Origin of the sequence: Methylophaga sp. UBA3192, assembly GCA_002363955.1 — a bacterium.
In the GTDB taxonomy this organism is placed as follows: domain Bacteria; phylum Pseudomonadota; class Gammaproteobacteria; order Nitrosococcales; family Methylophagaceae; genus Methylophaga.
This window is the reverse complement of the sequence record DEXE01000007.1, coordinates 61,811-87,126: the sequence shown is the minus strand read 5'-3', so window position 1 is coordinate 87,126 and position 25,316 is coordinate 61,811. Positions and strand designations below refer to the sequence as shown.

General features: G+C 45.0%; 24 protein-coding genes. 20 read left to right on the top strand and 4 right to left on the bottom strand.

Going from position 1 to position 25,316, the window contains the following annotated elements; translation table 11 throughout:
* Window positions 1-13 precede the first annotated feature (13 nt).
* Complete coding sequence (locus B2337_RS11355) at window positions 14-313, bottom strand: Lpp/OprI family alanine-zipper lipoprotein (protein ID WP_226073992.1); 300 nt, start codon at window positions 311-313, stop codon at window positions 14-16.
* Window positions 314-536: 223 nt separating this feature from the next.
* Between B2337_RS11355 and suhB the strand changes: the two genes are divergently transcribed.
* The 5 genes from suhB to B2337_RS11330 all read left to right on the top strand — a co-directional run bounded on the left by suhB (window position 537) and on the right by B2337_RS11330 (window position 6,495).
* The gene (suhB, locus tag B2337_RS11350; RefSeq protein ID WP_292361710.1) at window positions 537-1,331 is read left to right on the top strand and encodes an inositol-1-monophosphatase; all 795 of its coding nucleotides are present in this window, start codon (window positions 537-539) and stop codon (window positions 1,329-1,331) included.
* Between the two features lie 64 nt (window positions 1,332-1,395).
* The gene (gene typA, locus B2337_RS11345) at window positions 1,396-3,228 is read left to right on the top strand and encodes a translational GTPase TypA (RefSeq protein WP_292361711.1); all 1,833 of its coding nucleotides are present in this window, start codon (window positions 1,396-1,398) and stop codon (window positions 3,226-3,228) included.
* A gap of 89 nt (window positions 3,229-3,317) precedes the next feature.
* A complete protein-coding gene (locus tag B2337_RS11340) occupies window positions 3,318-3,536 on the top strand; it encodes a PP0621 family protein (RefSeq protein ID WP_292361712.1) in 219 nt (72 codons plus the stop codon).
* A complete protein-coding gene (locus B2337_RS11335) occupies window positions 3,536-5,131 on the top strand; it encodes a sensor histidine kinase (protein ID WP_292361713.1) in 1,596 nt (531 codons plus the stop codon). Before B2337_RS11340 ends, B2337_RS11335 begins: the two co-directional genes overlap by 1 nt.
* Window positions 5,128-6,495, top strand: coding sequence for a sigma-54-dependent transcriptional regulator (locus B2337_RS11330; RefSeq protein ID WP_292361714.1), 1,368 nt, complete (start codon window positions 5,128-5,130; stop codon window positions 6,493-6,495). The genes B2337_RS11335 and B2337_RS11330 overlap by 4 nt, the downstream gene beginning before the upstream one ends.
* On the opposite strand, the gene B2337_RS11325 is transcribed toward B2337_RS11330, so the two are convergent.
* Window positions 6,487-7,416: a YgfZ/GcvT domain-containing protein gene (locus B2337_RS11325; protein WP_292414817.1), complete on the bottom strand. Its 930-nt coding sequence runs from the start codon at window positions 7,414-7,416 to the stop codon at window positions 6,487-6,489. The two genes, B2337_RS11330 and B2337_RS11325, sit on opposite strands and share 9 nt — an antisense overlap.
* Window positions 7,417-7,496: 80 nt before the next feature.
* Between B2337_RS11325 and B2337_RS11320 the strand changes: the two genes are divergently transcribed.
* Window positions 7,497-7,934: a protein YgfX gene (locus B2337_RS11320; protein ID WP_292414816.1), complete on the top strand. Its 438-nt coding sequence runs from the start codon at window positions 7,497-7,499 to the stop codon at window positions 7,932-7,934.
* Here the strand turns inward: B2337_RS11320 and nadB are convergent.
* Entirely contained in the window at window positions 7,909-9,510 is a 1,602-nt protein-coding gene (gene nadB / locus B2337_RS11315; RefSeq protein ID WP_292414815.1) for an L-aspartate oxidase, read from the bottom strand. The two genes, B2337_RS11320 and nadB, sit on opposite strands and share 26 nt — an antisense overlap.
* Before the next feature lie 128 nt (window positions 9,511-9,638).
* On the opposite strand from nadB, the gene rpoE reads away from it, so the two are divergent.
* The 8 genes from rpoE to B2337_RS11275 all read left to right on the top strand — a co-directional run bounded on the left by rpoE (window position 9,639) and on the right by B2337_RS11275 (window position 17,944).
* Window positions 9,639-10,214, top strand: a complete 576-nt coding sequence (gene rpoE, locus B2337_RS11310; protein WP_292355489.1) for an RNA polymerase sigma factor RpoE — start codon at window positions 9,639-9,641, stop codon at window positions 10,212-10,214.
* Window positions 10,215-10,216: 2 nt separating this feature from the next.
* Entirely contained in the window at window positions 10,217-10,783 is a 567-nt protein-coding gene (locus B2337_RS11305) for a sigma-E factor negative regulatory protein (protein ID WP_292361718.1), read from the top strand.
* Window positions 10,784-10,785: 2 nt separating this feature from the next.
* Complete coding sequence (locus B2337_RS11300) at window positions 10,786-11,766, top strand: MucB/RseB C-terminal domain-containing protein (protein WP_292361719.1); 981 nt, start codon at window positions 10,786-10,788, stop codon at window positions 11,764-11,766.
* On the top strand, window positions 11,763-12,185 hold the full coding sequence (locus B2337_RS11295) for a SoxR reducing system RseC family protein (RefSeq protein WP_292414814.1): 423 nt from the start codon (window positions 11,763-11,765) through the stop codon (window positions 12,183-12,185). Before B2337_RS11300 ends, B2337_RS11295 begins: the two co-directional genes overlap by 4 nt.
* Window positions 12,185-13,624, top strand: coding sequence for a DegQ family serine endoprotease (locus B2337_RS11290; RefSeq protein WP_292361721.1), 1,440 nt, complete (start codon window positions 12,185-12,187; stop codon window positions 13,622-13,624). The genes B2337_RS11295 and B2337_RS11290 overlap by 1 nt, the downstream gene beginning before the upstream one ends.
* A 184-nt stretch (window positions 13,625-13,808) precedes the next feature.
* Window positions 13,809-14,513, top strand: coding sequence for a response regulator transcription factor (locus B2337_RS11285; RefSeq protein ID WP_292414813.1), 705 nt, complete (start codon window positions 13,809-13,811; stop codon window positions 14,511-14,513).
* Window positions 14,510-15,859: a sensor histidine kinase gene (locus B2337_RS11280; RefSeq protein WP_292414812.1), complete on the top strand. Its 1,350-nt coding sequence runs from the start codon at window positions 14,510-14,512 to the stop codon at window positions 15,857-15,859. The genes B2337_RS11285 and B2337_RS11280 overlap by 4 nt, the downstream gene beginning before the upstream one ends.
* A gap of 114 nt (window positions 15,860-15,973) precedes the next feature.
* A complete protein-coding gene (locus tag B2337_RS11275; RefSeq protein ID WP_292414811.1) occupies window positions 15,974-17,944 on the top strand; it encodes a TonB-dependent receptor domain-containing protein in 1,971 nt (656 codons plus the stop codon).
* Between the two features lie 93 nt (window positions 17,945-18,037).
* Here the strand turns inward: B2337_RS11275 and B2337_RS11270 are convergent, their stop codons facing one another.
* Window positions 18,038-19,384, bottom strand: coding sequence for an MATE family efflux transporter (locus tag B2337_RS11270; protein WP_292414810.1), 1,347 nt, complete (start codon window positions 19,382-19,384; stop codon window positions 18,038-18,040).
* A 653-nt stretch (window positions 19,385-20,037) separates the two neighbouring features.
* Here B2337_RS11270 and lepA point away from each other — a divergent pair.
* From lepA to recO, 6 genes are read left to right on the top strand one after another with little or no spacing between them, the layout of a single operon-like run.
* Window positions 20,038-21,834 carry a translation elongation factor 4 gene (lepA, locus tag B2337_RS11265; RefSeq protein WP_292361726.1) on the top strand — a complete coding sequence of 599 codons (1,797 nt, stop codon included), beginning with the start codon at window positions 20,038-20,040 and terminating at the stop codon, window positions 21,832-21,834.
* A 12-nt stretch (window positions 21,835-21,846) separates the two neighbouring features.
* On the top strand, window positions 21,847-22,608 hold the full coding sequence (gene lepB, locus B2337_RS11260) for a signal peptidase I (RefSeq protein ID WP_292414809.1): 762 nt from the start codon (window positions 21,847-21,849) through the stop codon (window positions 22,606-22,608).
* Between the two features lie 13 nt (window positions 22,609-22,621).
* Window positions 22,622-23,005 carry a DUF4845 domain-containing protein gene (locus B2337_RS11255; RefSeq protein WP_292363956.1) on the top strand — a complete coding sequence of 128 codons (384 nt, stop codon included), beginning with the start codon at window positions 22,622-22,624 and terminating at the stop codon, window positions 23,003-23,005.
* Entirely contained in the window at window positions 23,002-23,685 is a 684-nt protein-coding gene (gene rnc / locus B2337_RS11250; RefSeq protein ID WP_292361729.1) for a ribonuclease III, read from the top strand. The genes B2337_RS11255 and rnc overlap by 4 nt, the downstream gene beginning before the upstream one ends.
* Complete coding sequence (gene era, locus B2337_RS11245; protein WP_292414808.1) at window positions 23,682-24,587, top strand: GTPase Era; 906 nt, start codon at window positions 23,682-23,684, stop codon at window positions 24,585-24,587. Before rnc ends, era begins: the two co-directional genes overlap by 4 nt.
* 12 nt (window positions 24,588-24,599) lie before the next feature.
* A complete protein-coding gene (gene recO / locus B2337_RS11240; protein WP_292361731.1) occupies window positions 24,600-25,316 on the top strand; it encodes a DNA repair protein RecO in 717 nt (238 codons plus the stop codon).

The following is a 25,316-nucleotide window of genomic DNA, read 5'->3' as shown; positions in this document are numbered from 1 at the left end:
ATAATTGTTTAGATTATTTGCTCATTGCTTTTTCAAACATACGGTCGATTTTTGCACAGCAAGCATCAACTTGTGCTTGTGCATCTTCAGCCGCTTTTTGAGCATTCATTGCAGCCAGTTCAGCGTCAGAAGCTGTACGTTGTGCAGTATCAGCAGTACTTTGCGCGTTGCGAGCTGCAACTAAAGCAGAATCAGCTGTTGATTGTGCAGATTCTACTGAACCTTTTAATGCTTCCATTTCAGCAGTATTTGCACATGCAGTCAGTAATGCCAAAGGCAGGATAACGGCGCTCAGTTTAGCTAATGATTTCATTTGTATCTCCTTAAAGTGTACTAGGGTTGGTAGCATTTCCATTTCGTTTGTAAATGCAGGCCTGTCAAAAGGCTAGCAGGAAATATTTCTGCTGTCTATTGCCACAAATTTAAACTGCGAATCGGTGGCGATAGTTGCTATAATTATGCTCTCTTTTTTTGGACTGGAATAGTATTTACTATTTCTGTCGCATTCTTTTTTTTGCTCTGGAAAAATTTGTTCTATGCATCCGATGCTGAATATAGCCGTACGTGCGGCTCGTCAGGCAGGTAGCCTGATTATGCGCTCTTTACAACATGTCGATCATTTAGAGGTTACCGCTAAGGGATTGAATGATTTTGTGACTGATGTTGACCGCCTGGCGGAACAGGAAATCATTAACACGATTAAAAAATCTTATCCGGATCATGCCATCATGGCAGAAGAGTCCGGTGAAACCGGACAAAATGATGTGGTCTGGATAATTGATCCATTGGATGGAACGACAAATTATCTGCATAGTTTTCCGCATTATTGTGTATCAATTGCTGTGATGGTCAAAGGTCGTATTGAACATGCGGTAGTGTTTGACCCGATGCGTGATGAATTATTTACGGCCAGTCGCGGTGAAGGCGCTCAATTAAATGACCGTCGCTTACGTGTCAGTAAACGTAAAGATCTCAATGGCGCGTTAATTGCCACCGGTTTTCCTTTCAAATATCCGCAACATTTAGATGCTTATATGCAGATGTTTTCCGCGGTTTTACCAAAAGTGGCGGATATTCGTCGCGCCGGTTCGGCAGCACTTGATTTAGCGTATGTCGCTGCTGGACGTGTCGATGGTTATTGGGAAATCGGCCTGGAAAACTGGGATGTGGCTGCAGGAAAATTGCTGGTTGAAGAAGCGGGTGGTTCGGTGACGAACTTTACCGGCGGTGACAAGGTTTTAGATAAAGGGCACGTTATTGTCGGCAACTTATCAATCCATGCTCATCTGCAAAAATGTATTGCCCCGTTTGTGATGGACAATCTGAAGTGATTGAGGTCCCCAACGGGACATTTTTTAACAGCGCATGCCAGACATGCCTTAATGAACTGATTTTATGAGTAATAATTCTAGAGATATAAACAAACTACGTAACATCGCCATCATCGCCCACGTCGATCATGGTAAAACGACCCTGGTTGATCAGCTGCTGCGTCAGTCCGGTACCTTCAGTGAACATGAAGAGTTACAGGAACGCGTAATGGACTCCAACGATCTGGAACGCGAGCGTGGTATTACCATTCTCTCCAAAAACACAGCCATCCGCTGGAATGACTACCGTATCAATATCGTTGATACACCTGGCCATGCTGATTTTGGCGGTGAAGTTGAACGCGTTCTGTCGATGGTCGATTCAGTCTTATTGCTGGTTGATTCATCAGAAGGACCTATGCCGCAAACGCGTTTTGTCACACAAAAAGCATTAGCTTTGGGTCTGAAGCCTATCGTGGTTATCAACAAGATTGATAAACCAAGTGCTCGTCCGGGCTGGGTCTTGGATCAAACGTTTGATCTGTTTGCCAATCTGGATGCCACTGACGAGCAGTTAGACTTTGATGTCATTTATGCATCAGGCCTGAATGGTTTTGCCGGTCTGGAAGATACCGTTCGTGACGGTGATATGACACCGTTATTTCAACTGGTTGTTGATAAGGTTAGTCCGCCAGCGGTTGATGCGGATGGCCCTTTCCGTATGCAGGTTACCTCGCTTGATTACAACAGCTATGTCGGTGTTATCGGTATCGGCCGCATTGAGCGTGGCAAAGTAAAAACCAATACCCCTGTTACAGTCGTTGACCCGGAAGGCAAAAAACGCAATGGTCGAGTGATGCAGGTCATGGGCTTTATGGGGTTACGTCGCGAAGAAGTTGAAGAAGCACATGCTGGCGACATTATTGCGTTTACTGGTCTGGACCCGCTAAATATTTCTGACACTTTATGTGATCCGAATGCTGTGGAAGCGCTCCCCCCGTTGAGCGTTGATGAACCGACAGTGACGATGACCTTCCAGGTCAACAATTCTCCGTTTGCCGGTAAAGAAGGTAAATTTGTCACCACTCGTCAAATTAAAGAACGTCTGGATCGTGAGTTAATTCATAACGTCGCATTGAAAGTAGAACAGCTGGTCGATGACCCGGATAAATTCCGTGTTTCTGGCCGGGGTGAATTACATCTTTCGGTATTGATTGAAAATATGCGTCGCGAAGGTTTTGAGATGGGGGTTTCCCGTCCTGAGGTTATTATTCGTGAAGTTGATGGTGTTAAAGAGGAACCTTATGAAGCGGTGACTATTGATGTGGAAGACACGCATCAAGGCACTGTGATGGAAAAAATGGGTACCCGTGGTGGCGAACTAAAAGATATGTCACCAGATGGTAAAGGCCGAGTGCGTCTCGACTTTATTATTCCGTCACGCGGTTTGATTGGTTTCCGTACTGAGTTTTTAACTGCTACCCAAGGTACTGGTTTGATTTACAGCGTATTTGATCACTACGCACCGGTGAAAGCGGGCACTTTTGGGAAACGCATTAATGGTGTTTTGATTGCCAATGGTGTCGGTAAAGCGGTGGCATTTGCCATCTTTAACTTGCAGGATCGTGGGCGCATGTTTATTGGCCATGGCGATGAAGTCTATGAAGGCATGGTGATTGGTATTCACTCACGTGATAACGATTTGGTGGTCAACCCTCTCAAGGGTAAACAATTAACCAACATGCGTGCATCAGGTTCTGACGAAGCGGTGACACTGGTTCCACCCATTCGTATGAGTTTGGAACAGGCGCTGGAATTTATCGGTGATGATGAATTACTGGAAGTGACTCCTAAATCCATCAGAGTACGTAAGAAATTCCTGCTGGAACATGAGCGCAAACGTGCTTCACGCGGTTAGGTCAGGTTGATCTTTCATACCCTGGCTGTATCACCAACGGAACAAGAAAGGGTATCCTATATCGGATGCCCTTTTTTTTGAGGTAAACCATGCGAATTTTGATCCTGCTGGCGATAGGCCTGCTTTTATATGTCATTTTCCGGAATTTATACCGGCAGATAAAAAATGAGAGGCGAATCGAGAAAACAGAAAAAATGGTGCGCTGTGAACAATGTGGCTTGCATTTGTTAGAACAGGAAGCAATACAGAAAAATCAGCATTATTTTTGTACTACCGAGCATCTTGAGGCTTATCAGCACCAAAAATAATGGCTGGCGAATATTTCACCACCACTAAATCAGAACAGGATCAGGCTTCCTGGCGGGCGCTGACCTTCTTTTCCGGCTACCGTTTATTTCTGGCAGCTATTCTGTTTGTGGTTTTTTACCTTGAGTTAACACCGGAATTCATCGGGAATAAATATCCCTTATTACATCATTATGTCAGCCTGACCTATCTGATGGTTGCTGTATTGTTGATGATATTTTCCAGTCGACACTGGGGTATATTTGTCACGCAGTGCAGTATTCAGCTGATTATCGATATTATTGCGCTGGCGCTGATTATTCATGCGGCAGGCGGTTTGCAAAGTGGTCTGGGGGCACTACTTGTCGTGGTTGTCGTGGCAGGTGGTGCGCTGATTCCTGGCCGACTGGCCGTTTTTATTGCAGCCATAGCGACCTTATCGGTTTTACTTGAAGCGGTTTATGCTGAATTGACCGGGATAGGTCAAAGCCATTTTGCTCAAGCCGGTATGCTGGGGGCGATATTCTTTATTACGGCGCTTTTGGCGCATCTGCTCTCACGAACCATGCAGCGATCCCAGTTGCTGGCGGAACAGCAAGCTCAGGATTTGAATAAACTGGCAAGCCTGAATCAACACATCATCAGCAGAATGCAGGTGGCTGTTTTGGTTCTGGATGAGCAGGGAAAAGTCACACTTTGTAATCAATCTGCTGCTCAGTATATGGGAATAGAAGATGCTCCCTCACAGTTTTTACTAAAACAATATGTACCGGAGCTGGCTGATCAGATCTGGCGTTGGAAACAACATTTACCGGATGCCTTTGAACCTTTTCAGGCCAGGGCTGATTTACCTGAATTATTAGCGCGAGCCACGCAGCTTGATTCAGGAGAAGTTTTGGTGTTTATCGAAAATACCACGGCATTGGCACAGCAAGCCCAGCAATTAAAACTCGCTTCGTTGGGACGTTTAACAGCCAGCATCGCTCATGAGATTCGTAATCCTTTGAGTGCTATCAGCCATGCCGGAGAGCTGCTGGCGGAATCGTTAAGTCATGATGCGTCAGTCAGCAAGCTTACCGGAATCATTCAACGACATAGTGTCCGGATGAACAGCATTATCGAAACCATTTTAGAAATGAGTCGGCGTAAAAATGTTGAGCCTACCGTAGTGGTATTGAGTCCGTGGCTGGAAAAACTGGTAGAAGAGTATTGCGAAATAAAACATATCCCGGCCCGGCAAATCGCGTTGATTTCGTCGGTGCCGCTGGCACGTATTTGCACTGATGAAGAACAATTGCATCAGGTGATGTGGAATTTGATTGATAATGCATGGCACTATGCTGATAAAGAGCAGGAGCAGCCAGTAGAAATCCGTATCACACTGCAAGCCGACGATATCAATATCGATGTTATTGATAATGGTGCTGGTGTCAGCCCACAGGCAATGCAACATTTATTTGAGCCGTTTCATTCTGAACGGAGCGGTGGAACAGGGTTGGGACTGTACCTGGCCCGTGAGTTATGCCAGGCCAATGGAGCCAGACTAAACTATCTGCATGAGTTCGGTAGTTGTTTCAGAATCAGTTATCCAATGCAAAGACAAGAGTTTATTCAATGAATCCACAAGCGTTGATTGTCGATGATGAGCCAGACATTCTTGATTTACTGTCAATGACCTTGTCTGGCATGTCGATAGATTGTGTTTCGGCCGAAACTATCGCAGAAGCGGAAAGACTGTTGTCACAGCAATCATTTGATTTATGTTTCACCGATATGCGATTACCGGATGGTGATGGATTACAGCTGGTCAAAAAAATCCAGGAAAGTCATCCTGACCTACCCGTTGCGGTTATTACAGCCTATGGCAATATGGATTTAGCCGTGACCGCTTTGAAGTCCGGTGCGTTCGATTTTGTTTCCAAACCTTTGAAGTTGCAGGTTTTACGTGAACTGGTGGAAGCGGCATTAAAATTGTCACCTAATCGACCCCATAAAATCGAACGGCGATCCAGAGACCGTTTACTGGGTGAAACGGAGCTGATGCGTGAACTGCGTGGCAAAGTGGCCAAATTGGCCCGAAGTCAGGCACCGGTTTATATCAGTGGTGAATCCGGTACGGGTAAGGAATTGGTGGCCAGATTAATTCATGATTTGGGAGCGCGCTCTGAAAAAGCATTTGTGCCGGTGAATTGTGGCGCTATTCCCAACGAGTTGGTAGAAAGCGAATTCTTTGGCCACAAAAAAGGGGCTTTTACCGGAGCTGTTGCTGATAAACAGGGATTATTCCAGCATGCACATGGCGGCACGTTATTTCTCGATGAAGTTGCTGACTTACCATTAATGATGCAAGTCAAACTGCTAAGGGCAATTCAGGAAAAAGCGATTCGTCCGGTAGGTGGTCATGATGAAATTAATGTCGATGTCAGGATTTTATCGGCGACGCATAAAAATCTGGCGGAATGCGTCGAAAAAGGGACCTTTCGCCAGGATTTATTCTATCGGCTGAATGTCATTGAACTACATGTACCGCCATTAAGAGAACGTCAGGCTGATATTCAATTGTTAGCTGAACATATCCTGAAAAAACTGGCGGGTAAAACCCATTCTGCGGTCACTACATTAACGGCTGAAGCCATGACGGCTTTGCAACAATATCCCTTTCCGGGAAACGTTCGTGAACTGGAGAATACGCTGGAGCGGGCGTTGACCTGGGCAGAGGGGACACGGATTTCGGCAGAGGATTTGATGCTGCCAGCTATAACACAACCCAATGGTAACGCCTTTACCATCCCTGAAACAGGTATATCTATATCTGCCCCCGCTCTGAATCAGGACTTGGAAAGTCATCTGGAAGAACAGGAGCGGGCCATTATTGAAAAAGCACTTAATGAAACCCGCTGGAATAAAACTGCTGCGGCAAAACGTTTAGGGATTACTTTCCGGGCGTTGCGCTATAAACTTAAAAAGCTTGATCTAGAGTAACCCTTCCCTCGCCGGGGCAGAAGCTTGAACCTGTTCCAGCAGCGCCCCGTCGTTTAAAAACAACTGTTGTTCCGCACCTTCCAGTTTTAGACTTAGTTGCAGTAATAACTGGTCATCATGGCCATGAACAGCCCTGACGATATGGCCGACCACCGCACCTTCTTTATCGTTAACCGTTTCACCCACCGCAGGAATGTCAGCTTTGTTTGCAACAGCGTGAAACAAACGACGTTTTGGTTCACCCAGATAGTGCAGGCGAGCGACTACTTCCTGTCCCGGATAGCAGCCTTTACGGAAACTGACACCGCCAATTAAATCCAGGTTAACTTGTTGCGCCGTAAACAGTTCGCGACTTTCTGGCACAATCAGCGGAATGCCTGCCTCAATTTCACTAATATGCCAGCTGGCTTCTGCTGCAAGCTGCCATTCCTGGTCCAGCAAAATTTCAATTCTGGAACCCATTTGTTCTGCTGAGTGAATCAATAAAGCAGATGACGGTACAGTTAATGGAATGGCATGATCGACCGGAGCATTGCCCAATAAAGCACAGACGGATAACTGTTCACTGCTATCTGCAACCTCAACTTTGCTGCGTAATTTAAACATCTGCAGTCTTTGCGCCAGAAAAGCGCATTGGCTTCTGGGTAACACTAACTGATAACTCTCTTGTGTTTTAATCAGCAGGAAAAGTGCCAGCAGGCGTCCTTTTGGATTACACATTGCTGAAATCTGACATGTCTGCTGAGTGAGTTGGTTTACATCATTTGTCAGTAAATTCTGTAAAAAACCTGTAGCTTCTTCACCGCTTACCGTTATCACCCCATAACTTGGTAATGGAATCAGATAATGGGTATCACTACTGCTTTCTGCGAGTCCGGCAGAAGCCTGTTGATGCAAAATGGATTGATAGTCAGCGGTCATGAATTTACTCTTATGGATAGCATGAAGAAGGATGAGTCATTGTAGCGAGTTTGCGGCATTAGCGAAAATAAGGGATGAAGATGCAGGAAAAAGGATTTTATCTGCCATTAACCCGATCACGGTATATCGTTATTTACAGTTTTCTAGTGCATATTCTGGCAGTGCTGAGCATATCGCTGCTAGCGGTGAGCATGATAGTGAAAATACTGTTGGTCACGGTGGTTTTAATCAGTCAGGTTTTACATAGTTACCGATTGGGTATTGTTGGTGAATATAGCAAACGCCCTGTCGCGCTCCGGACTTTCAGTGAAGAATATTGGCAGATCCGCTATGCCGATAATTCTCTGATTCCTAATCTTGTTCTGGAGTCAGCCTGGGTCACACGCTTTGCTGTCATAATCACGTTCAAAACACCTGATAAGCGAAGCCTGTCGATACTGGTCGTTAAAGATGCTGTCGATAAAGAACAGTTTCGACAGTTACGAGTGAGAATCAGACTGGCTTTTTTCCGGCAATAATACTATTACTGACCGCGGTATCAGACATTTCAGGATAATCAAGAGTGTAGTGCAGGCCCCGACTTTCCTTGCGCTGCAATGCAGATTCGATGATGAGTTCAGCCACATCTGCGAGATTCCGTAATTCCAGTAAATCGTTGCTGATATGGTGCTGACTGTAAAACTCATTAATTTCCTGCTGTAGCAGAAACAGACGCTGGCGAGCACGATTGAGCCGTTCAGTACTGCGCACAATGCCCACATAATCCCACATAAAGCGGCGCAATTCGTCCCAGTTGTGGCTAATGGCAACGGCTTCTTTAGCCGGATTTACACGGCTGTCATCCCAATGTGGAATATTTTCAGGAAACGGCTTTTTCGAAAGCGTGGCGATATCTTTTGCAGCTGCATCGGCGAAGACCAGGCATTCCAGCAACGAGTTGCTGGCCATGCGATTGGCACCATGCAATCCGGTATGTGCAGTTTCTCCAATAGCATACAACCCCTCAATATCGGTACGTCCGCGCATATCGGTCATAATGCCGCCACAGGTGTAATGGGCTGCCGGCACCACTGGAATGGGTTCTTTTGCCATATCGACACCAAATTTCAGGCAACGCTTATAGATAGTGGGGAAGTGGGTTGTAATAAATTCTTTGGGTTGATGACTGATATCCAGATACACACAATCCTGCCCCAACCGCTTCATTTCGTGGTCGATTGCCCGGGCAACAATATCTCTTGGCGCCAGTTCAGCCTGAGGATGAAATGCCGGCATAAATCGGGTGCCATCGGCTAATTTCAACGTGGCACCTTCGCCACGCAATGCTTCGGAAATTAAAAAGGATTTGGCTTTCGGATGAAATAAGCAGGTGGGATGAAACTGGATGAATTCCATATTGGCAATTCGGCAACCGGCACGCCAGCCCATGGCAATACCATCGCCGGTCGATACGTCTGGGTTACTGGTATACAAATACACTTTTCCGGCACCACCTGTTGCCAGAACCGTAACTGGCGCCAGAAAGGTTTTCGGTTGATCGTTTTTAATATCCAGAACATAACAGCCCAAACAGGTATTCTCTTCTGTGGCCAGATGTTTGCGTGTGGTGATCAGATCAATACCGATATGATAAGGAAACAATGAAATGTTCGGATGGGCTTTGGCTTTATCCAGCAGTGTGGTTTCCACTGCCCGGCCTGTTGCATCAGCTGAATGAATCACCCGTCGATGACTGTGACCACCTTCCTGAGTCAAATGATATGTCTCGGTGGTCATATCATCACGGGTAAACGAAACGCCTTGCTCAATCAACCACTCAACACTTTCCCGCGCATGTTCAACGGTAAACCTTACGACTTTCTCGTCGCATAATCCGCCGCCGGCGCGCAAAGTATCATCAATATGGGATTGCAAAGAATCGGCTTTATCGAGTACAACTGATATGCCGCCTTGAGCATAAAGTGAAGCACCTTCCTCAAGCTGGCTTTTGGATAGAACGGCAACACGGGCCTTGTCTGCCATCTTTAAAGCCAGGGTCAGACCTGCTGTTCCGCTGCCGATAATCAGCAGATCAAAATGATGAGTTGTCGTCATGGGTCCTGTTAAAGGTAGAATGCCAACAATTATTGTGCACTGATTGTGGAACAAAAATAAATGACATTGGTCAATCTAGCATTAAACAGAAATTGTCTCCGGCTTGTCGGAGTAGGCCGGATATATAAATGAACGTGGATCAGGAATTAGTTCAGCGGGTACAGGCGGGCGACAAAAAGGCGTTTGATCTGCTGATAATGAAGTACCAACAGCGAATCATACATGTGATAACCGGATTTGTTCATGACCCAGTTGAAGCAATGGATGTAGCGCAGGAGGCTTTTATTAAAGCTTATCGTGCGTTGCCGAACTTTCGCGGGGACAGTGCGTTCTATACGTGGCTTTATCGTATCGCTATCAATACCTCTAAAAATCATCTTACTGCCAGTTCGCGTCGACCACCGATGAGTGATGTCGATGCTATGGATGCAACAAATTATTACGATGCACCCGAACTTAAGGAATTTGAGACCCCTGAAAACAGTCTCATGTGTGTAGAGTTGGAAGAGGCTATCCAGCAAGCAATTGAAGATTTGCCGGAAGATACCGCTACAGCTATCAAGTTGCGAGAATTTGAAGGTATGAGTTACGAAGAAATCGCGGAAGCGATGGACTGTCCGATCGGCACTGTCCGGTCAAGAATATTCAGGGCTAGGGAAGCTATCGATAAACAAGTTAAGTCAGTGATGGGTGAAGAGGAATAACAATGGCAATTAATCATCTCGAATTAGTGTCTGCTTTGGTTGATGGCCAGCTGACCGGTAGTGAACTCGAACAGGCGTTGGAATTAATTAATAATGACAGCAGCGCCCGTGAAGCATTTATGCGCTACCAGCAAGCAAGCGATATATTGCATGGCTATACAAGAAGCATTAATCAACGTCCACTGGATTTGACATTCCGTATATCAACTGCATTGGATAATGAACCCGCTTACACGATTGCAACAGAAACAAAATCAACAGCAAAACTGTTCCGTTTCCCTGATAACTTCTGGAAACAGGCCACTGGGTTGGCGATGGCCGCTTCAGTGGGGGCACTTGCCGTCGTGGGCGTGGTTCAGCAACAATCCGGTTTTGATAATATGCCGGTGGCCAGTGTGGTAGCCAACGAAGCACCTGCTACCATGATTAGTCAGTCGAACCGGTGGACAGTCGCTGAGCCGGAAGTCGAAGACAGACTGAATAATTATCTGGTTGACCATAACGAGTATGTTGGTACATCAGGCATGTTTTCTTATGGACGTGTCGTTTCCTATGGCACGGAGCGATAAAGATGCGCCAGGTATTTCGTTTTTGCGTTGCGCTGTTGGTGTTGTTTATTCCAACAGTACAGGCTGAGTCTGCTTCGATAGAATTACTTGAGCGAATGAGTCAGGCAGCTAAGCAACTCAACTATGAAGGTGTTTTTGCCTACCAAAGTGGCAAAACATTCCAGTCGGTACGTATTTATCACCGTAATAATGACGGTACCGAATCAGAAAGGCTGATTTCACTTAATGGCGCTGCCAGGGAAGTAATCCGTTCAAACGATACGGTTACCTGTATTAATCCTGATGGTAAACAAATCAATGTCAGTCAGCGTCCTTTAGGCCGAGGATTTCCAAGCGATTTACCTCGTCGTCTTCGCTCGGCGACACCTTTCTATGAATTAACATTGGAGGGCGAGGATCGTATCGCCGGCAAATTAACTCAGAGATTGGAAATCAAACCTGTAGATAGTTATCGTTATGGCTATCGATTGTGGATGGATAAAGAAACCGATTTGCTGCTTAAATCAGAATTGATAGGTGAAAATAAAGAAGTACTCGAAACCTTTGAATTTACGGATATAGAAACCGGCATTGAGATACCGGATGCATCTTTGAAAGCACAAATGTCAGGCAATGAAATGGTATGGCACCGCACCGAACCTGGCGAAATGACAACACAGGATTTAGTCGCTTTCTCCAACTGGCAGGCAAAATGGTTACCTGATGGTTTTACCCTGGTGGCTCATCAAAACAGATTACGTGCCAACAATGGGGCACACATAGAACAACGTGTCTATAGCGACGGGTTAAGCTCAGTTTCCGTGTTTATCGAAAAAATGCGTGCGCAACACAATCATTTTCATGGTGGTTCTCATATGGGGGCCGTGAATGCATTTGGTAGCGTCATTCACGCGCATTTTGTAACGGTTGTGGGTGAAGTACCTGCGGTAACAGTAGAGAAAATTGGTGCAGCCATCGAATATGCCGGTCCTGAATCCCGATGATCGAACAAAAAGCTACGGTCATCCGTTATGATGAGTCAACCATCTGGCTGCAAGCTGAACGTCAATCCACCTGTGATAAATGTCAGGTTAAAAAAGGCTGTGGTACCGGGTTGCTAAGTGAACATGTCGGTCGACGTTTTTCGACGATTGCCGTTCCTAAAAAACAGACGGTGCAACCTGGACAGCAGATGAATGTCTCAATTCCTGAGGAAGCATTATTGCATGGTGCTTACATGATGTATCTTCTCCCAATACTGTTCATGTTTGCAGGCGCGGTAGCCAGCCGTTTTATGTTTGCAAACGAACTGGTGGAAATTATTGCCGGACTGGCTGGTCTGATGCTTGGATTTTATTGGGTCAAAAACCGACTTAAAAATCAGAAAATTGCCATCGAAACTCAAATCATAGAGGAAAAATAATGACGCAATACAAAACAACAGGTGCAATGGTTATGGCATTGCTGATGTGGTTAATGTTGAGTTCAGCTGTTCAGGCAAGGGGAGGTTTACCTGAGTTTACCGAACTGGTAGCCGAGAATGGCGATGCCGTCGTTAATATAAGTACTAAAAGTAAACCAAGTGAGAATACTGCTGGCGGGCCACTTCCATCATTACCTCCCGGTATGGAAATGCCTGAAGGCACACCATTTGATGATTTTTTCAGACGCTTTTTTGGCGACCCTTCTCAGCCACGTGCCCCAATGCCAAGTTCATTAGGCTCTGGTTTTGTACTTTCATCTGATGGATTTATTCTGACAAACCATCATGTCATCAAAGATGCCGATGAAATCATCGTGCGTTTCAGTGACCGTACTGAGCTAGTTGCAGAATTGCTTGGTAGTGATGAGCGTAGCGACGTGGCGTTGTTAAAGGTTGATGCTGAAGGCATGAACCTGAAAGCGGTTAAACTAGGCGATTCAAATGACCTGAAAGTGGGAGAGTGGGTTTTAGCCATCGGTTCACCTTTTGGTTTTGATTATTCCGCAACAGCGGGGATTGTCAGCGCTTTAGGACGCAGTTTACCGAGTGATAGCTATGTCCCATTTATTCAAACGGATGTGGCGATTAATCCGGGTAACTCGGGTGGTCCGTTATTTAATCTTGATGGTGAGGTTATTGGTATCAATTCACAGATATACAGCCGTACCGGTGGGTTTATGGGGGTTTCATTCGCAATACCTGTCGACACTGTAATGAATGTGGTTGAGCAAATTAAAGATAAAGGTTATGTCAGCCGCGGTTGGTTGGGTGTGGTCATCCAAGATGTAACACGTGAACTGGCTGAATCATTCGGACTGAGTAAACCTCGTGGTGCTTTGGTTTCTCGTGTCGTTGCAGGCAGTCCTGCTGAGAAGGCCGGTTTTGAAGCGGGTGACGTTATTCTCAAGTTTGATGATCGTAATGTTGATGCTTCCTCCGATCTTCCGCCTATCGTCGGTCGAACCGAGATTGGTAAAAAATCGAAAGCGGAAATTATTCGTAATAACAAGAAAATGACGATTTCCGTTACAGTGGAAGAATTACCGGAAGATGAACAGATTGCCAGCGGAAGCGGGCCTAAAATTAGCCAGTTCTATGATAATCGTCTGGCCATGGAAGTCACTGATTTATCGGCTGAGCAGCGCGCTGAGTTAGGACCAAATCAAAGCGGTGTCACAGTGAGAAAAATTGAGTCTGGGCCTGCTGTAGAAGCCGGTATTGCTCCCGGTGATATTATTCTCAGTATAAATAATGAGAAGATTACAGACGCTAAACAGTTTATTGAACTGGCTAAAAAGCTGCCGACCAATAAAGCGATTCCCGTGTTGGTACAACGTTCCGGAGCTTCGCAGTTCCTGGCGTTAAAAATTCCGGAATAATGTATAAGCAGCTTATGTAATAAATTATTCTTGGCAAGTTTAAAAGGCAGTTGATGGAATTCTATCAGCTGCCTTTTTTATTGTTTGCAATAAGGATGGAATAAAACAAAGTTTCATATTTTGGTGATTGGCTTTATCATTAATGATAATTATTATCATCTAGATGAGTTGAACTTCGTATTCCATGTCAGATAAAAAGAATTCCCACAGCAATATTCTGGTAATTGAAGATGATCTGGTTTTAAATCATCAATTAAAACAGCTGCTTGAAAAGAAAAGTTTTAGAGTTATTCAATGCTTTAACGGTGAAGAGGGGCTACTTAAAGCTGTAAGCGGTCAATTTGACCTGATTCTGCTGGATGTCAGCTTGCCTGGACGTGACGGTTATTCGGTATTGAATACGCTGCGACAAAGTCGACAAACTCCGGTGCTCATTCTGACGGCTCATGGTGCCGAAGAGGAACGCATTATGGGGTTTAAAAACGGCGCTGACGATTATTTGCCAAAGCCATTTAATTTCACTGAACTGGTGCTGCGTATTGAAGCGATCCTGCGAAGAGTCAGAGCTATCGACCATCCACATCAGGAAAATTCTGTTTTGGAGCATGAAGGTCTGATGCTGGATAGAAAAAAACAGAAAGTATTTTTTCATGAACAAGTTGTACAACTGACGCCTATCCAGTTCAAATTATTATGGACGTTGACGCAACATGCCAATCATCTATTAAGCAAACCACAATTGTATCGACTCGTGATGGAACGCGATTTCAGTCGTTATGATCGAAGCCTGGATATGCATATGAGCCGGGTCAGACGTAAATTGATTGATGTCGGTATGCCGGTGGACAGGCTGCAAACCGTTCACGGAACAGGTTATATGCTGTTATGAAACGTCGTCTGTTCTGGAAATTATGTGCGACGATTACGATTGGTACCATTGCCTTGTTCTGGATAATCCATCATTTGATTCTGCGCACTGAGCAGCATATGAGTTTTATTGATAAACAATATCAGCAACAGTTAGTCGACTATGCCAGAAAGGCAGAAGAATTGTATATAAAAGGCGAGGTAGAAAAACTGGCCGACTGGATCAATACCATCAAACAGCGAGAAGATACCTGGGTTGCACTGGTAAGATCACAGCTTACCCCGTTGGCAGACAGCGAAATGGACGATTACTTTATTAATAATTTCGCTTTGGGCCGGGATATTACATGGAAAATACATCTGTATTTTGCTCAGAATCCCATTATGGATGTCACTTTTGCAGATAGACATACTCATTTTCTGATCCGTCTGCCACAACGCATGCGTCCCGGAGGATATTGGACTTATGCCAGTCTGTTATTACAAATAGCCTTGCCTATGTTACTGATGGCTATCCTGAGCTTAGTGATTTACCGGCATGTCATCTCGCCTTTAAGACAACTTGAAAAAGCCACTAAACAATTCAGCGATGGCGATTTTGCCGTACGAGTGCGTGATGATTTGGGTAAACGTAACGATGAAATTGCAATACTGGCCAGTACGTTCGATAGCATGGCAGAAAGGATAGGAGAGCAGATTCAGACTCAGCGCCACCTGACTTCAGATTTATCACATGAATTACGTACTCCCTTAACACGGGTTGAGCTGGCACTAAGCATCGCTGAACAGACCAGCCCGGACAATGAAGCGCTGCAGCGGATTCGATATGAATGCCAGCAGATGCGAGAATTAGTTGAAGATGCGTTAACACTTGCCTGGTTAGAGAACGAGCGACCGGCTTTACGTAACGAGTCACTCGATCTGACCGATCTGATCGACAGTATTGTGGAAAATGCACGATTTGAATTCCCCGAACATGTGATTATTGTGAAGATGCCGGAAACAGCTTGTCTTCATCAAACAAGTGATCGAGCGTTAGGCCATGCTATTGAAAATATACTGCGTAATGCACTGTCATACACCCCGTTATCCGGGACTGTCAGCATAACTCTGCACCAGCATTCCGATCGTTATGATTTGCTGATTGATGATCAGGGACCGGGTGTGCCTGAACAGCACCTGCAAAATATCTTCAAACCTTTCTTCCGCCTGCACAGTTCTCACCCGAATGAACATAAAGGCTTTGGCGTGGGACTAGCCCTTGCCAGGCGACAAGTGGAAGCGACGGGGGGGGAGTTATGGGCACAAATTCATCAATTCGGTGGATTAACGATGATCATGCAGTTGCCCATAACCGCTAAAAGTTAACATCTTGATCACCTGCCAATTGTAACAATTGTAAATTTGGTTTTAATCTCCGTTCACTCTGACTAGAATGCGAATCTGTTTTATTTGATAATGATTATTATTCGCGAGGTTAAAGTGAAAATAAACCGGAGTGTTGTAAGTCGCCCGACTATATTGACGTTGGCAATAGCCGCTGCTTTATCAGGGCCGGCGGTTTGGGCTGCTGAAAAGGACAATGTGCAACTGGATGTTGTAAAAGTGACCGGCCAATCGATTAGCTTAGATAATAATAGCGTTGATGCAGATCAGATCGAAAAAATGCAGGCCAATGACTTGGCTGACCTATTCCGCCATTCTCCGGAGGTCACTGTAGGTGGCGGTGTGCCGATCGGCCAGAAACTCTACATCCGTGGCATTGAGGATAAACTTTTAAATGTGTCAATTGATGGTGCTAGCCAAGGCGGCAGTTTATACCACCATAATGGCCGTATCACGATCGAGCCAGAATTGCTGAAGCGGGTTGATGTAAGTGCCGGTGCCGGTTCGGCATTAAATGGCCCGGGTGCATTGGGGGGCGCGGTTAAATTTATTACTAAAGATCCAACTGACATGCTCAAACCCGGTAAAGATTTCGGTGCCTTACTCAAGGCAGGATATTTCAGTAATACAGACAGTTTTAAAACCAACACCAGTCTGTTCGGTCGTGTATCAGATAGTATCAGCGCTATGGTCTCTTATACCAAAGCGGATATAGATGACTATGAAGATGGTAATGGTATTGAACGCATTGGCACTGGCTCAGACCAGGATTTCCTGTTTACCAAAGTCGTTGGTGAAATTACTGATAGCCAGACAGTTCGGTTGAGTTACGAAAAACGCAAGGATGAAGGCGACCGTGCTGCCCGACCTCAGTGGATTGTGTCAGAAGGCTTTAATGATCTTTATCAAATGGATCTGGAGCGTGAAACCATTACGCTGAATTATGACTTCAACCCTGCTGATAATCCGTGGGTTGATAGCAAGGTGACACTGTTTAATACTGAATCCGAGTTATATCAGAATGGTCGCTTTGGACCTTACTATGGTTTTATCAAAAGTAAGGGAATGGATATACGTAATACCAGTGTGATTGGTATAAATTCAGTCACCTATGGATTTGACTATCGAGAAGATGAAACACGTGCCGGTGCCGAAACCAACAGACGTGAAGCAAAAGAAACAGGCAAGGTGAAAGGCATTTATATCCAGGATGCTATTCAACTGACTGATGCGCTGCTTTTATCTGCAGGCCTTCGCTACGACAAATATGAACTTGAAGATAATAATGGTCTTGAGCTGAATGAGAGTGAAATAAGCCATAACATTGGTCTGAATTATGAAGTCTCGGACACAGTCAATGTGTTTGCAAGTTATGCTGAAGCCTTCAGAGGCCCGATGGCACAGGATGCATTCAAACTGGATGGGTGGGCAAAAGACCCGAATCTCAAGCCGGAAGATGCTGATAACACAGAAGTTGGCATTGCTTATGATGATTCCCGTTTATTTGCTTCCGCAAAACTATACAAAACAAATATCGATAATTTGATTGCTGATCCCATTGGCAGACCAAACTTATATGAAAATGTTGGTGATTTAGAGTCAAAAGGTTATGTACTTGAAGCAGGTTATCGCTGGACTCAGTTACTTGCCAGTCTGAGTTTCCATCATAACAAAGCTGAAGTGGGTGAATTAGATGCCAATGCCTATGATCACGGTGGCATTGCTAATAGTATCGGTAATACCCTGTCAGCCAAACTGGATTATCAGCTGAATAGTACCTGGTCTTTTGGTTGGAACGGACATTTTGTCGAGCGATTAAAAGATGTCAAAACCTCTCAAGGCGACTTGGATAAACCGGGTTATGCCATTCATGACCTTTATGCGCAATGGTTACCCATGCAAAGTCAGGATTTACGAGTCACCTTAACCGTCAATAACCTGTTTGATAAAGATTATCTTAATCATGCCACCAACGCAGATTTCAGCCAGTTTGCCGATTTTGAAAATATTATCGGTTTGCCTGATCCCGGTCGTGATGTTCGATTAAGCGTGGCCTGGCAGTTCTAATCCATCAAGCTGTATCCCCTGAATGAAGGTTTGATGATTTTGGGCCGGATGTTGCAATGACATCCGGCTTTTCTTTTTTAGCGTATTAAGATCCTAATGAATAATCCTGCCGGGAGAGTATTTCCAGCAAAGTATTAAGGCCAGGATTAAGGTCAGACCTTCGGCAAGCGGAAGCGCAATAAGAAATTGTTTGTCTGGTAGCCATGCAGACAATAAGAGCAATAAACCGACAGGAAGTATAAAACCACGGCTTAACGCGACACTCATAGAGGGCAATGGTTTTTGCATGGCTGTTAAGTAAACTGACAAGGTGACGTTCAGTCCATTCACGGCAAACAATGGCCAGACCAGTTGAATAAACTCAGCCGACAACTGTTGGCTTTCCAACGCACCTTCCTGTAAAAATAATTGGATCAACCACTGCGGATAAAGCAATAAAACACTGACTAAAATGATTGAAACAGCAAAAACCATCGCCAAAGCTGTGATGACAAAATCGTGAATTCGTCTGGCTTGTGCTGCCCCATGGTTTTGACTGATCAGTAAATGCAAAGCGTCTGCAATACCGTAATAAATCATCAGACTGATAAAAATCAGATAATTAATCACGGCAAAAGCAGCTAATCCGCTGACGCCCTGGTAGATAACCAGCAACCAGTTGAGCAGCAGAATGACCATACCGCCTGACAGTTCGTTTACAAATTCTGACAGACCGTTGTAAGACACTTTAGCGACCTCAGACCAGTTGCCGGGTCGTAATATCAGTTTTAGGCGTCGTTGTTTACGGACAAAATAAACAGAAAGAATCAGCATCTGAATGATTTGCGCAGTAAAGGTTGCCCAGGCAGCACCTTTTAACCCCATCTCCAGAGCAATGATGAATATCGCATCCAGAACAATATTGATTAATGCGCCGGCTACCAGAGCCGATGTAGCCAGCTTTTGATTGTTATCCAGCCGAATAAAGTAATACAGCACCATGCTGGTTACCTGCATCACCAGCACCATACAGATAATATGGAAATAGGGCAGAACCAGTGCAATCAACTCTTCAGGTGCACCGAGCAGCGATAATATTTGCCGATCCAGCATGTATGAAATACTCATAAACAGCAGACCAACAATAAAAATGCTTATCAGACATTTACTGAATACCGCGGAAGCTGCTTCGATATTGTTTTGTCCCAGATAATTGCCGGCGCGAACGGCACCACCAATCGACAACATCAAGGCAATGGCAAAAACCAGCGTAAAAAATGGAATTAATAAGGTGATGGCTGCCAGGCCTTCTGCGCTGACAAATTGTCCGATAAAAATACCATCCACAATACTGGCAGTCGTAATGGCCAGTAATCCCAGAATCGATGGGATGGCATAGCGAAGAAAAGTAGAAATAATCGGACCGTTGAGGACGTCGTTGTCAGTTTTGCTGGCCTGCATCAGGTATCCGTTTTAAAGAAGTTGGGGTGAGGAGCACTTAATGCTAATGATCCATATTCGTTATGCAAAGGCTTTGTTGTGATTATTGTGTGATGTGAAAGCAGCGCGACAGACTATCCCAGGGTCTGTTGATCTTTCATAGCCGCCTCTGTTGTGACTTAAAATGCATCAATCAAGGCGTAAGGAATGCAGTTTGTGAGATATATCCATGTATCTTACCCCTTTGGGGCTTACGCTCAAAAACACTCCCGGCGTTTTTGTAGTCGTTCTAAATAAATGACGAGCAAAGCTTCCGCATCCTGCTCAAGCCCCTGACTTACATCCATGTAGGCCACGTAGAGTGGTGCATTTTAAGCCACAACCCGAAGGGCTGGGACTATTTTTCCGCCCAACTGCGTTAAAAATAATTTATGTAGAACACTACATCGCATCATTTCCGCCTTGTTGGACAAAAAAATAGTCTCCGGCATTGGTGGCCCTGAAAGATCAACAGACCCTAGTATTTATTATCGTTATAACTCAGTTAAGTGCGTATAATACCGGGTCATTTGCACGATGCGTGTTTCGCATTGGCAATACATTCCAAATCATGGAGATGAACACATTTTGCAACTCGTTATTTCAACCTCCAACACGTTCATAATCGCTACTCAATGAAAAATATTAGAAACTTCTCAATCATTGCCCATATTGATCATGGTAAATCCACAATAGCGGATCGTTTTATTCAAATCTGTGGTGGTTTGACTGAACGTGAAATGTCACAACAGGTTCTTGATTCGATGGATATCGAAAAAGAACGGGGCATTACCATCAAGGCGCAAAGTGTCTCACTTGACTACAAGGCGAAAGACGGTGAAACCTATCATCTCAACTTTATCGATACGCCCGGTCACGTTGACTTTTCCTATGAAGTATCCCGCTCGCTGGCGGCCTGTGAGGGTGCCTTACTCGTCGTTGATGCCGCACAAGGAGTTGAAGCCCAGAGTGTGGCGAACTGCTACACCGCTATCGATCTTGGCCTTGAGGTATTACCGGTATTAAACAAAATCGATTTGCCCGCAGCGGAACCGGATCGGGTGGCGCAGGAAATTGAAGATATTATCGGTGTCGATGCACTCAATGCTGTGCGTTGCAGTGCCAAAACCGGTGTCGGCATCGATGAAGTGCTGGAAGAATTGGTCGCTCGCGTTCCACCGCCGCAAGGTGATCCGGAAGGTCCATTAAAGGCCCTGATTATCGATTCATGGTTTGACAGCTACGTCGGTGTCATCTCATTGGTGCGAATTAAACAGGGCAGACTGAAAACCCGCGATAAAATCAGAGTGATGTCTACCGGACAGGAATACCAGGTCGATGAAGTCGGTGTGTTTACGCCTAAGCGCAGTAAGCGCACAGCATTGAATTGTGGTGAAGTGGGTTATGTGATTTCCGGTGTTAAAGAAATCGATGGGGCACCAGTAGGCGATACATTAACCACCTCTCAGCATGGCGCAACCGAAATGTTGCCTGGCTTTAAGTCTGTTACACCACAGGTTTATGCCGGTGTGTTTCCGGTCAGCAGTGATGATTACGATGCGTTTCGTGAAGCATTGGGGAAATTGCGCTTAAACGATTCTTCGTTGTTTTATGAACCAGAAAACTCACAGGCTTTAGGTTTCGGCTTCCGTTGTGGTTTCCTCGGATTATTACATATGGAAATCATTCAGGAACGACTGGAGCGTGAATACGATCTGGATCTGATCACAACCGCTCCGACGGTGGTGTTTGAGGTGGTCACCAAAAAGGGTGATGTGATAAAGATTGAAAATCCGGCTTCACTGCCCGATGCCGGTTCAGTTGAAGAAATTCGCGAGCCAATTGTGGTTGCCGATATGCTGGTTCCGCAGGATTATCTGGGGGCCGTGATAACGCTTTGCGTTGAAAAACGTGGCGTACAGAAATCCATGCAATATATGGGGAAACAGGTTGCCCTGACCTATGAATTGCCCATGAATGAAGTGGTGATTGATTTCTTCGACCGTATTAAATCAGTGAGTCGTGGTTATGCCTCACTGGATTATCATTTTATTCGTTTCGAAGCGGCAGCGTTGGTAAAACTGGATGTATTAATCAACGGTGAAAAAGTCGATGCTTTATCGATGATTGTTCACAAGGATCAGAGCGTGTCGCGTGGCCGTCAGTTAGTCGAAAAAATGCAGGAACTGATCCCGCGCCAAATGTTTGATGTGGCGATTCAGGCTGCCATCGGAGGGCATATTATTGCGCGCTCAACGGTCAAAGCGATGCGTAAAAATGTTTTGGCAAAATGTTACGGAGGCGACGTTTCTCGCAAACGTAAATTGCTAGAAAAGCAAAAAGCCGGTAAAAAACGTATGAAATCCATCGGCAAAGTGGATGTGCCGCAGGAAGCCTTCTTGGCGGTTTTGCAGTTATCCAAGAAATCTTAAAAGGAGCGTCAAGTGAGTTTCCCAGCAATAATGGTGTTACTGGTCGCGATAACCGGCCTGATATGGTTAGTTGACCGTTTTTGGTTAGCCCCCCAGCGCCCTGTCAGTGAAAATGAACCGGCGATAGTTGAATACGCTAAATCATTTTTCCCAATTATTCTGCTGGTGTTGGTTATTCGCTCCTTTGTCGCAGAACCATTCCGTATTCCTTCATCCTCCATGTTACCAACCTTGCACGTTGGTGATTTCATTCTGGTGAACAAGTTTTCCTACGGCATTCGTCTCCCCGTGATTAATACCAAAATTATCAATACCGGCACTCCGGAACGGGGTGATGTCATGGTATTCCGATATCCAGAGCAACCCCAAATTGATTACATCAAACGGGTCATCGGATTACCCGGTGATAAAGTCGGTTATTTCAATAAAACACTTTATATAAACGGACAGGAAATCAAGCAGGAATCCGGTACTAAACCCTCAGAGCTGGCAGGAATGATCGCACCGCGCGCCGAGCTTAAGCGAGAAAGTTTAACTGGCGTGACGCATGATATTTTAGTGGATCCGCAGCGACAATCGATGGAAGGGGAGATCACTGTCCCGGAAGGTCACTTCTTTGTGATGGGTGATAATCGCGATAACAGTAATGATAGCCGTGTGTGGGGAACAGTACCGGAAGAGAATCTGGTCGGGAAAGCGTTTTTTATCTGGATGAGCTGGAGTTGGGATGATGGTGGTGTCGTCTGGTCGAGGGTTGGACGTTCTATTAACTAGGGTCTAGGAGTACATGATGAAAAAACAACAGGGAATGACGTTAATCAGCTGGGTAATTGTACTGGCAATCATCGCATTTTTTGCCACATTAACTATGCGGTTGGTGCCGATGTATCAGGAATACTACGGTGTTTTACAAATCATGAAATCAATGGAAACAGAATTGAAAAATAACAAACTCACCAATGAGCAAGTGATGTTGTTACTGAGTAAGCGCTTTAATACCGGCTATATATCCAGCGTTAAAAAAGAAAATATCGAACTTTCCCGTGGTAGAAGTAATGCTTACGTCACCAAAATCGTCATTGATTATGAAGTGCGTAAACCGTTTTTTGCCCATATTGATTTAGTAGGACATTTTGTCACTGATGTGGATGTGGAACCGGCCGTTAGATGATAAACATCAAGCAGAAAAAACTGTGCCAGCAACTTGGCATTGAATTTAAAAATACAGACCTATTATTGCAGGCGCTTACTCATCGGAGTGCCGCACCAAAGAATAATGAACGACTGGAATACCTGGGCGATGCCATATTGAGCTTTGTGATTGCCGAGGAATTATTTAACCGTTTTCCACAGGCCAGAGAAGGCAAGATGAGTCGCCTCCGTGCCAGCCTGGTTAAAGGGGAAACACTGGCAGAAATCGCACGTGAACTAAAATTGGGTGAAGTGTTGATTCTTGGTCAGGGTGAATTAAAAAGTGGTGGGTTTCGTCGAGAATCCATTCTGGCAGATGCGCTGGAAGCTATTTTTGGGGCGCTGTTTCTGGATAGCGGTATCGATGTGGTAAAGCCTCTTATTTTGCGGCTTTACGATGAACGTCTGGATTCCATCGATGTCACTGAAACCATTAAAGATCCCAAAACCCGTTTGCAGGAATTATTGCAAAGCCGCAAATTACCACTACCACTTTATAGTGTAAAAGAAATCGAATCTGCCGATAAACAGCCCGTATTTGAGGCATCCTGTCAGGTGAGTTTGTTGAATAAATTAGTTGTGGCTCAAGGAAGCAGTCATCGGAAGGCTGAAAAAAAAGCCGCTGAACGCGCCCTGACGTTAATCGAGTCAAAAATATGAATGATCAACCTGCTTTTCGTAGTGGCTATGTCGCCATTATCGGTCGTCCCAATGTCGGTAAATCCACCCTGATTAACCGGGTGCTGGGACAAAAATTATGTATTACCTCTCGCCGTCCACAAACCACCCGCCATCGTATTCTGGGCATTAAAACAACAGATACGGGTCAGTTCATTTATGTTGATACGCCCGGTATCCACAGTGATGGCAAACGAGCGATGAATCGATATATGAACCGTGCGGCTGCGGCTTCGGTAGAAGATGTCGATGTCGTGGTGTTTGTTATCGAAGGCATGAAGTGGACCGAAGAGGATGAGCGGGTATTACAGAAATTAAAGGAAACCAGCAAGCCAGTCATTTTAGTGATGAATAAAATTGATAAATTAGAAGATAAAGCTACTTTGTTTCCACAGGTAGAAAAGCTGGCTGCATTGTATAAATTTACGGATATCGTGCCTTTATCTGCGCGTAAAGGCATCAATCTGGAATCTCTGGAAGAGTCGATATATAAATTAATGCCAGAAGGCGAGATGATCTTTGATGAAGATCAGCTTACCGATCGCAGCTCACGTTTTCTGGCGGCCGAAATGGTTCGCGAAAAACTGTTCCGTCATTTGGGCCAGGAGCTACCCTATTCACTGACGGTGGATATTGAACAGTTTGAAGACGATAACGGTATGTTCCGTATCAGCGCCGTGATTTATGTTGAACGCAGTGGTCAGAAATCTATCGTCATTGGTAAAAAAGGCGAGTTGCTCAAGCAAGTCGGTAAAGATGCCCGTGAAGATATGGAAAAATTATTCGGCTGCAAAGTGTTTCTGCAATTATGGGTCAAAGTACGTGAAGGCTGGTCTGATAATGAGCGCATGTTACGCAATTTGGGTTATAACGACGATCTTTGATTAGGCAATCCTGTGGAATTCACCCAGGCATTTGTATTACATCAACGTCCTTATCGTGAAACCAGCTTGTTGCTGGACGTGTTTACTGCCGATTATGGACGTTTAAGTCTGGTGGCGAGGGGGATGCGACAAAGTAAACGTCGTCATAATAATCCTCTGCAATTATTTCAGCCATTGTGGTTGAACTGGTTTGGTCGTGGTGATTTACTCACACTCAGTAAAGTTGAAACCATCAGTGCACCCTATTGGTTGCAGGGAAATGCTACTTTGTGTGGTTTGTACATCAATGAATTACTGGTCAGATTGCTGATGCAACAGCAACCTGAACCATTGGTGTTTGAGGCCTATCAGAAAGCATTGGAAGGATTGCAAGAAGCTGACCAGGCGGAACAGGTGCTGAGACTTTTTGAAAAGCGCTTGCTCGAAGCTTTGGGGTATGGTCTGGATTTGACCACAGACAGCCAGGGTGAACCGGTTGAGCAGCACCTGCATTACAGCTATCAGCCTGATCAAGGGTTGCAGCTTTGTCTGGTAAATGACACAAAGCGCATTATTTCAGGTGCCAGTTTGTTACAACTGTTGCAGGAAAATCTGAATGATCCGACTAGCCTGAATGAAACAAAGCAGCTTATGCGTTTAATAATAAACTATTATTTAGATGGCAAACCGCTGAAAAGCCGGCAGTTGTTTGCAGAAATGCAGCGTTATGCCGGAACTAAAAACAGTTAA

Excerpts from the sequence above, each read along its gene's own strand:
- B2337_RS11255 (WP_292363956.1), top strand. The coding sequence starts at position 22,622 with ATGATGAAAAAACAACAGGGAATGACGTTAATCAGCTGGGTAATTGTA.
- B2337_RS11355 (WP_226073992.1), bottom strand. The coding sequence starts at position 313 with ATGAAATCATTAGCTAAACTGAGCGCCGTTATCCTGCCTTTGGCATTA.
- rpoE (WP_292355489.1), top strand. The coding sequence starts at position 9,639 with ATGAACGTGGATCAGGAATTAGTTCAGCGGGTACAGGCGGGCGACAAA.
- rnc (WP_292361729.1), top strand. The coding sequence starts at position 23,002 with ATGATAAACATCAAGCAGAAAAAACTGTGCCAGCAACTTGGCATTGAA.
- B2337_RS11270 (WP_292414810.1), bottom strand. The coding sequence starts at position 19,384 with ATGCAGGCCAGCAAAACTGACAACGACGTCCTCAACGGTCCGATTATT.
- B2337_RS11280 (WP_292414812.1), top strand. The coding sequence starts at position 14,510 with ATGAAACGTCGTCTGTTCTGGAAATTATGTGCGACGATTACGATTGGT.
- B2337_RS11295 (WP_292414814.1), top strand. The coding sequence starts at position 11,763 with ATGATCGAACAAAAAGCTACGGTCATCCGTTATGATGAGTCAACCATC.
- B2337_RS11285 (WP_292414813.1), top strand. The coding sequence starts at position 13,809 with ATGTCAGATAAAAAGAATTCCCACAGCAATATTCTGGTAATTGAAGAT.
- era (WP_292414808.1), top strand. The coding sequence starts at position 23,682 with ATGAATGATCAACCTGCTTTTCGTAGTGGCTATGTCGCCATTATCGGT.
- B2337_RS11325 (WP_292414817.1), bottom strand. The coding sequence starts at position 7,416 with ATGACCGCTGACTATCAATCCATTTTGCATCAACAGGCTTCTGCCGGA.
- B2337_RS11320 (WP_292414816.1), top strand. The coding sequence starts at position 7,497 with ATGCAGGAAAAAGGATTTTATCTGCCATTAACCCGATCACGGTATATC.
- suhB (WP_292361710.1), top strand. The coding sequence starts at position 537 with ATGCATCCGATGCTGAATATAGCCGTACGTGCGGCTCGTCAGGCAGGT.
- B2337_RS11305 (WP_292361718.1), top strand. The coding sequence starts at position 10,217 with ATGGCAATTAATCATCTCGAATTAGTGTCTGCTTTGGTTGATGGCCAG.
- B2337_RS11340 (WP_292361712.1), top strand. The coding sequence starts at position 3,318 with ATGCGAATTTTGATCCTGCTGGCGATAGGCCTGCTTTTATATGTCATT.
- typA (WP_292361711.1), top strand. The coding sequence starts at position 1,396 with ATGAGTAATAATTCTAGAGATATAAACAAACTACGTAACATCGCCATC.
- B2337_RS11300 (WP_292361719.1), top strand. The coding sequence starts at position 10,786 with ATGCGCCAGGTATTTCGTTTTTGCGTTGCGCTGTTGGTGTTGTTTATT.
- lepA (WP_292361726.1), top strand. The coding sequence starts at position 20,038 with ATGAAAAATATTAGAAACTTCTCAATCATTGCCCATATTGATCATGGT.
- B2337_RS11335 (WP_292361713.1), top strand. The coding sequence starts at position 3,536 with ATGGCTGGCGAATATTTCACCACCACTAAATCAGAACAGGATCAGGCT.
- B2337_RS11330 (WP_292361714.1), top strand. The coding sequence starts at position 5,128 with ATGAATCCACAAGCGTTGATTGTCGATGATGAGCCAGACATTCTTGAT.
- nadB (WP_292414815.1), bottom strand. The coding sequence starts at position 9,510 with ATGACGACAACTCATCATTTTGATCTGCTGATTATCGGCAGCGGAACA.
- B2337_RS11290 (WP_292361721.1), top strand. The coding sequence starts at position 12,185 with ATGACGCAATACAAAACAACAGGTGCAATGGTTATGGCATTGCTGATG.